This is a genomic window from Xanthomonas prunicola, assembly GCF_002846205.1.
GTDB classification, from domain to species: domain Bacteria; phylum Pseudomonadota; class Gammaproteobacteria; order Xanthomonadales; family Xanthomonadaceae; genus Xanthomonas; species Xanthomonas prunicola.
Window position 1 is genome coordinate 1 of the sequence record NZ_PHKV01000031.1, and the last position, 8,787, is coordinate 8,787.

Here is an 8,787-nt window from a genome sequence, read left to right on the forward strand (position 1 = left end):
GGCGAAATCGCCGCCGCATTGCGCGCCTGCCACGGGGTGCGCGACGCCGCCGTGCTGCTGCGCGAGGACACGCCCGGCGAGCCGCGTCTGGTCGCGTATCTGGTCGGCGATACCGACCTCAACGTCGAGGCATTGCGCACGCAACTGGCCACGCGCCTGCCCGAGATCATGCTTCCCAGCGCCTATGTGCAACTGGATGCCCTGCCGCTGACCGCCAACGGCAAGCTCGATGGCCATGCGCTGCCAGCGCCAGAGCAGACCGATCTGGGCAACGCGGCCTACGTCGCGCCGCACAGCCCGCTCGAACAGATGCTGGCACAGCTGTGGAGCGATCTGCTCGGTGTCGAACGCGTCGGCCGCCACGACAGCTTCTTCGCACTGGGCGGGCACTCGCTGCTCGGCGTCAAACTGATCGAGCGCCTGCGACTGCTCGGCTGGCAGCTGGAGGTCCGCGCCCTGTTCAGCACACCGACGTTGATGGGCCTGGCCAAGGCGCTCAAGACCGCTTCCCTGGTCAACGTTCCCGCCAATCCAATAACTTCCGACTGCGTCCACATCACTTCCGACCTGTTACCGCTGGTTGCACTTGATCAGACAGAAATCGACAGCATCGTCGAGCGCGTGGACGGCGGCGCCGGCAATATTCAGGACATCTATCCGTTGGCGCCGTTGCAGCATGGACTGCTGTACCACCATGTCGCTGCGCCGCTGGATGAGATCTATCTGAGCAGCACCGTGATCGCTTTCGATGCCTGCGACAAGCGCGAGCGCTTCATCGCTGCGCTCGATCAGGTCATCGCACGCCACGACATCCTGCGCACGGGCGTGTTCTGGGAAGGCCTGCGCAAGCCGGTTCAAGTCGTCCGCCGGCATGCGCCCCTGCCCGTGCAATCCCATCGCTTCGCTGGCAGTGATGTCGCCGCGCAATTGCAGCAGCACCTGGAAACGCAGCATCGCCGCATCGATCTTCAGCAGGCGCCGCTATTGCGCGCGCATATCGTTGACGCCGGCGAGCGCGGATGCTGGCTGTTGGGCCTGCAATATCACCACCTGGTGATGGACCACACCACGCTGGAACTGGTGGTGGAAGAAGTGCAAGCGCATCTGGACCAGCAGCAACACCATCTGCCCGAGCCGCTGCCGTTCCGCGATTTCGTCGCCCAAGCCTGTCTCGGCGTGAGCGAAGACGAGCACCGCGCCTTCTTCACCCGGATGCTGGCCGACGTCACGGAACCGACCTTGCCGTTCGGAGTGAGCCAGGTCGAAGGCACGCTACAGGAAGCGAATCTGGGATTGCCAGACGCGCTGGCCGGCGCGCTACGTGCGCAAGCGCGCCGCCTGGGAGTCAGTACCGCCAGCCTGTTCCACCTGGCGTTCGCGTTGCTGCTGTCGCAGACCAGCGGCCGCGACGACGTGGTGTTCGGCACCGTGCTGTTCGGGCGCATGCATGCTTCGGCCGGTGCCGACCGGGTGCTGGGCATGTTCCTCAATACCTTGCCGCTGCGCCTGCGGCGCGACCAGACCGGTGTCGAGCAAGCAGTGCTGCAGACCCAGCGCCTGCTGGCCCAGCTGCTGCATCACGAGCACGCGTTGCTTGCCCAAGCGCAGCGTTGTAGCGGCATACAGGCGCCAGCGCCGTTGTTTGCTGCGCTGTTCAACTATCGCTACCGTGGTGGCGGCAACGTCCTCGCCGACGACCGCGCGCATCGCGAGGCGATTTGGCAAGGCATCGAGACCGTGCACCTGCGCGAACGCACGCACTATCCGTTGTCGCTGGCGATTAACGACGACCACGATAGCGGTGGATTCTCGGTGGATGTGCAGACCAGTCAACCACTGGATCCTGCCGCGCTGGCGCAGACGATGCTCGACATCCTGCAGCAGTTGGCGCATGCCCTGGCGCTGGCGCCGACAAGCCCGGTGCATGCGTTGACGCGCCTGCGCGATAGCGAACGCGCGCAGGTACTGGAAGTATTCAACACCACCCATCCCGCACGACCGGCGGCAGACAGCGTCCACCAACTGTTCGAACAGCAGGTACGGCAGACGCCGCACACCTGCGCAGTTGTGGACGAACACCGAACGCTCAGCTACGTCGAACTCGACAACCGGGCCAACTGTCTGGCACATCGCCTGAGCGCGCTTGGCGCGACGCCGGGCGGCAGCGTCGCTGTCGCGCTGCCGCGCTCTGCCGATCTCATCATCGCCGAGTTGGCGATCCTCAAATGTGGTGCAGCCTATGTGCCGCTGGATATCGAACATCCGGCCGAGCGCATGCGCTGCATCCTCGACGAGTGCGGCGCGCAGCTACTGATCAGCCACTCGGCCAGCGACGTCCCCAATGGCAGCGCCACGCGCGTGGACATGGACCGTCTGGACGTAGATGGCCCCACCCATGCACCGTCGGTGGCGGTCTGGCCCGACAGCGCCGCCTATGTCATGTACACCTCCGGCTCGACCGGCACCCCCAAGGGCGTGGTGATTCCGCACCGCGCCGTCATCAACTTCGCCTGCCAGTCTGGCGCGGCCAGAATCCTGCCCACTGATCGGGTTGCCTTCGCCTCCAATCCTGCCTTCGATTCGTCCACTCTGGAGGTGTGGAGCAGCCTGCTCAACGGCGCGACGATCGTGATCGTTCCGCCATCGGTGCTGCGCGATCCGCAGGCGCTGTGCGCGCAGATCGCAGATGCGCAGATCTCGGTGCTGATCCTGGTGGCGGGTGTGCTGCGCGCCTACGCACCAATGCTCACTGGCCGGCTGCCCAACCTGCGTTTGTTGATCACCGGCGGCGACCTGGCCGACCCGCACAGCCATGCGTTGATGGTGCAGACGCCCGGCCCGGACGTGTTGCTGCAGACCTACGGTCCGACCGAGGCCACCCAGTTCGTGACCGCGCTGGCGCTGCACAGCGGCAGCGATCTGCAGCAGCCAGTGCCGATCGGTCGGCCGCTGACCAATAACCGGCTCTATGTGCTCGACCGTTTTGGCCAACCGGCGCCGATCGGCGTCGAAGGCATGCTCCATATCGGCGGCGCACAGCTCGCGTTGGGTTATCTCGGCCGCCCCGACCTCACCGCAGCGACGTTCCTCCCCGACCCCTTCACCGCGCAGCCCGACCAGCGCATGTACAGGACTGGCGATCTGGCACGTTGGCGCGCGGATGGGACGCTGGATTTCCTCGGGCGTCGCGACGATCAGGTCAAGCTGCGCGGCTTCCGCATCGAACTGGGCGAGATCGCTGCGGTACTGCGCGCCTACAACGACGTGCGCGATGCGGTGGTCGTGCTCGATCAGGACGCCGGTGGCCACAAGCGACTGGTTGCCTATGTGGTCGGCGCAGCCAATGTCTGCCAGGCCCTGCCTGCCCAGCTGGCAACAGCCCTGCCGGACTACATGGTGCCGGCGGCCTACGTGGCGTTGGATGCCCTGCCGCTGACCGCCAACGGCAAGCTTGATCGCCGTGCGCTGCCCGCACCTGATCGCCAGGACTTCGACACGCAACGCTACGAGGCGCCGCAACCAGGACGCGAACAGGCACTCGCACTGCTCTGGATCGAGTTGCTCGGTGTCGCGCAGATCGGCCGCCATGACGACTTCTTCGCGCTGGGCGGGCACTCGCTGCTGGCGGTCCAGCTCATTGCCAGAATCCGCACACGGCTCGGCCTGGAAATGCCCGTGGCCATGCTGTTCGCGCATCCGCGTCTGGCCGATCTTGCCCGTGCAATGGACACCACCACTGCCGCGCTGCTGCCGCCGATCCTGCCGGCCGCACGCAGCGGCCCGCTGCCGCTGTCGTTCGCCCAGCAACGTCTGTGGTTCCTTGGCCGTCTGGATCCGCACGCCGACCTTGCCTATCTGATGCCGATGGCGCTGCGCCTGCGCGGCGCCTTGCAGGCTGCTGCGCTGGGAAGGGCGCTCGATCGCATCGTGGCTCGCCATGAAGTGCTGCGTACGTACGTGGCCTTGCACAACCAGACACCGTCGCAGTGCATCGTATCGCCGGAGATCGGGTTCGCGCTGCAGTGCGTGGACCTGATCGACGTATCGGAGCCGCAGCACCAGCTACAGCGGCATGTCGATCTGGAAACCGCCACGCCCTTCCCTGCCGAACGGCCGCTGTGCCGCGGCCGCCTGCTGCGCTTGGCCGACGACGATCATGTGCTGCTGATCACAGTGCACCATCTGGTTTGTGATGGCTGGTCGATGGGCGTGCTGGTCCAGGAACTGGCCACGCTGTATACCGCTTTCGTCGACGAACGCCCCGACCCGCTGCCACCGCTCACCCTGCAATACGCCGATGTCGCCGCCTGGCAGCGTGACTGGATCAGTGGCGAGGTGTTGCAACGCCAACGCGATTTCTGGATTGCGCACCTGCACGGCGCACCGATGCTGCTGGACCTGCCCACAGACCATCCACGTCCGACACAGCAGGCGTATCGCGGCGATGCACTGGACGTGGTTCTGGACGCAGACCTCACCGCAGCCTTGAAGGACTGCTGCCAGCGCCACGGCACCACGGTGTTCATGACCATGCTCGCCGCCTGGGCAGTGCTGCTGTCGCGATTGTCCGGCCAGGATCAGGTGGTCATCGGTACGCCCGTGGCCAACCGCCACCGCAGCGAGTTCGAACCGCTGATCGGCTTGTTCGCCAACACCCAAGCCCTGCACATCGACCTACGTGGTAATCCCTCGTTCGCGGAACTGCTGGCCCAGGTCCGCAGCACCGCCCTTGCCGCGCAGGAACATCAAGACCTGCCCTTTGAGCAGCTCATCGAAGCGCTCAACCCGACCCGCAACCTGGCTCATCATCCGGTGTTCCAGGCCATGTTCACCTGGCAAAACACCCCGCCCACCGACGCCGCGCTGCAGGGACTGATCGCCGAAGGTCTGGAGACCGTGCTGCCGACGATCAAGTTCGATCTGGACCTGTCGCTGCGTGAGCACCATGATCGCATCGTTGGCAGCCTGGGGTATGCCACCGCGCTGTTCGAGCGCAGCAGCGTCGAGCATCATCTGGCCCAGTTCGTCACGCTGCTGCGCGGCCTTGTCGATGCCGAAGGCACCTGCGTGGCGCACCTGCCCGTGCTGCCTGCGCAACAGCGCCATTGGCTAGTGCACAAGGTGCACCATGCGCTGCCGGTACCACCTGCCTCGCCGTACGTACATCGTTTGTTCCAAGCGCAAGTGCAGCGCACGCCGCAGCACATCGCACTACAGTGCGACGCGGAAACGCTCGACTACGCCGCGCTCGATGCACGCGCCAACCAACTCGCTCATCACTTGATTGATCTTGGTGTGGGACCAGAAGATCGCGTGGCCGTGTGCCTGCCGCGCGGTAGCGATCTGGTGGTAGCGGTACTGGCCACGCTCAAGGCCGGCGCCGCCTATCTGCCGCTGGATCCGGGCTATCCGACCACACGCCTGGACGACATGCTCGCCGACGCACGGCCGCGGGTGTTGCTTGCAGAGCCGCTCACCGCAGCGCTGCTCGCCCCGTGCGAGGGGATGCACAGCGTGCTGTTGGATGCCGAAACCGCGCTGTGGGACGACGCACCGACGCACACCCCTCACGTTCCCACGCTGCAGCCGCAGCATCCGGCCTATGTGATCTACACCTCCGGCTCCACCGGCCGGCCCAAGGGCGTGGTGATCAGCCACGGCGCGTTGACGCACTTCCTGGCCGCACTGCACACGCAATTGCCGTTCTCGCCCGAGGACCGTTTGTTGGCGGTCACCACCGTCTGCTTCGATATCGCCGGGCTGGAATTGTTCGCCCCGTTGCTGGGTGGTGCGCGCGTGGTCATCGCCAGCGACCAGACGATGCAGGATCCGAACGATTGGCTGCGTTTGCTGGAGCAGCACGCCGTTTCGGTGCTGCAAGCCACGCCGGCGCTTTGGCAGATGCTGCTGGACGCCGGCTGGCAGAGCCGACCCGGCATGCGTCTGTTGTGCGGCGGCGAAGCCTTGAGTCAACCGCTGGCGCAGCGCTTACGCGCCGGTGGTGGACAACTGTGGAATCTGTACGGCCCCACCGAGGCCACCATCTGGGCCAGCCTGCATCCGGTGCTGGGCGAAGACCACAGCAGCGTCGTGCCGCTCGGCCGGCCCTTGGCCGGCACCTGCCTGCGCCTGCTCGACGCGCATGGCCAACTGGCCCCGCTGGGTGCGCGTGGCGCGCTCTTCATCGCTGGTCCGCAGCTCGCGCGCGGCTACCTGGGTCGCCCGGACCTGACCGCCGAGCGCTTCATCCCCGACCCGTTTGCCGACCAACCCGGCCAGCGCATGTACCAGACCGGCGACCTGGCGCGCTGGCGCGTTGATGGCGTACTGGAGTTCCTTGGTCGCAATGACGACCAGGTCAAACTGCGCGGCTTCCGTATCGAACTTGGGGAAATTGCCGCCGCACTGCGCGCATGCGAAGGCGTGCACGACGCGGTGGTGCTTGCGCGTCACGCCACTCAAAGCGACATGCGCCTGGTCGCCTACGTGGTGGGCGATGCTGCGGCCCTCAGCCCAGATCGCCTGCGACAGCAAGTGGTCCTGCGCCTGCCCGACTACATGGTCCCGGCCGCATATGTCCCGATGGATGCCTTGCCGCTGACTGCCAACGGCAAACTCGATCGCCGTGCCCTGCCGGCACCGGACCGTGAGACCCTGGAGACGGAAGCGTACGAGACGCCACGCCCGGGACTGGAAGAACGCTTGGCCGTGCTCTGGGCAGAACTGCTCGGGGTCGAACGTGTGGGACGCAACGACAGTTTCTTCGCTCTCGGCGGACACTCCCTGCTGGCCACGCAACTCGTTGGGCGGCTGCGCGTCGCATTGGGACGCGAGGTGCCGCTGACGACATTGTTCGCCCAGCCACGGCTGTGTGGATTCGCTGAAGCAGTCGCGCAGGCCACGTCTAGCGCGTTGCCACCGATCATGCCGGTGCCACGCGCTGGCCCGCTGCCGCTGTCCTTCGCGCAGCAACGCCTGTGGTTTCTGGACCGGCTCGATGCCGGGGCCGGCACGGCCTATCTGATGCCGACAGCGGTGCGTCTGCTTGGTGCGCTCAATCGCGCCGCATTGCGCAGCGCACTGGACCGCATTGTCGCGCGCCATGAAGCGTTGCGCACGCATGTCGGGTTCGACGGGGACACGCCCACACAATGCATTGCCTCGCCCGAGATCGGCTTTTCCCTAGAAATCGTGGCCGCGGTCGCAGCCGCCGACCCACGCCAGGTCATCCAGCAGCATGCCTCGTTGGAAGCGCGCACCCCGTTCGATCTGAACCGTGGTCCGTTACTGCGCGGCCGATTGGTTTGCCTGGACGCGCACGACCATGTGCTGTTCGTCACCTTGCACCATCTGATCTGCGATGGCTGGTCGATGCGGCAACTGATCGCGGAACTGCGCACGCTCTACAGCGCATTCGCGCAAGGATCTTCCGATCCGCTCCCCGCACTCCCGATCCAATACGCCGACTATGCGGCATGGCAACGCTGCTGGATCACTGACGAAACGCTGCAACGTCAGCGCCAGTTCTGGGTCGATCACTTGCAGGGCGCTCCGGTGTTGCTGGACCTGCCGACCGACCGGCCACGCCCCGCGTCACAGGACTATTGCGGCGAAACCCTCGAGTTCGCGCTGGATCCCGCATTGAGCGCGGCCTTACGGGTCCTGAGCCTGGAGCATGGCACGACGCTCTTCATGACACTGCTGGCCGCCTGGGCAACGCTGTTGGCCCGCTGGTCCAATCAATCGCGGGTCGTCGTCGGCACGCCCATCGCCAACCGCCCTCGCAGCGAACTAGAACCCCTGATCGGCCTATTTGCCAACACGCAGGCGCTGCAGGTCGATCTGCGTGGCAACCCCACTGTCGCTGCGCTGTTGGCGCAGGTGCGCAGCACTGCCCTGGCCGCACAGGCGCATCAAGACCTGCCCTTCGAGCAGGTGATCGAAGCACTCAACCCACCGCGTAACCTCAGCCATCATCCGCTGTTCCAGGTGATGCTGACCTGGGATGCGCAGCGCGCCATCGATGTGAGCTGGCCGCACTTGCAGACCGAGGACATCGACCAGACCAGCACGACGATCAAGTTCGATCTGCACTTGGCGTTACAGGAAACGGCGGACGGCATCAGCGGCGGCCTGAGTTACGCCACCGCGTTGTTTGACCGCAGCACCATTGCCCGTCAGCTGGAGCAGTTCGTCACGTTGCTGCGCGGGATGGTGGCCGCCAGCAGGTCCACGGTGTCGCGTCTTCCGCTGCTTCCGCCTCCCGAGCATGCGCAGTTGCAGAGGTTCAACGCCACCGACGCCGAGCTCGATGGCAGCGGCTATCTGCATCGTGCAATCCAAGCGCAGGCGCGGCGCACGCCGCAGGCTGTCGCGCTGGTGGAAGGTGAGGTCGAACTCAGCTACGCCGCGCTCGATGCCCGCGCCAACCAGCTCGCACATCATCTGATCGCCCTTGGTGTGGCACCCGAAGACCGCGTAGCCGTGTGTCTGCCACGCAGTCTCGATCTGGTCGTCGCGCTGCTCGCCGTGCTGAAGGCCGGCGCGGCTTATCTACCGCTGGAAACAGATGTACCGCCCGCGCGCTTGGACGGCATGCTCGCCGATGCGCAGCCTGCTGTTCTGCTCGCCTATCGCGAGACTGCCGCGCGGCTTGAGCGACGCGAACAGCAAAACACGGTGCTTCTGGATACCGACCAGGCTGCGTGGAAGAAGGCGCCCACGCACGCCCCCGTCGTGCCGGCCTTGCACCCGCAGCATCCGGCCTACGTCCTCTACACCTCCGGC

At 65.9% G+C, this 8,787-nt stretch carries 1 protein-coding gene; it reads left to right on the forward strand.

Translation table 11 applies throughout. The features are described 5' to 3' along the window. Nucleotides 1-8,787 (forward strand): non-ribosomal peptide synthetase (locus XpruCFBP8353_RS22700; RefSeq protein WP_133125700.1); only part of this gene is annotated, 8,787 nt, incomplete at both ends.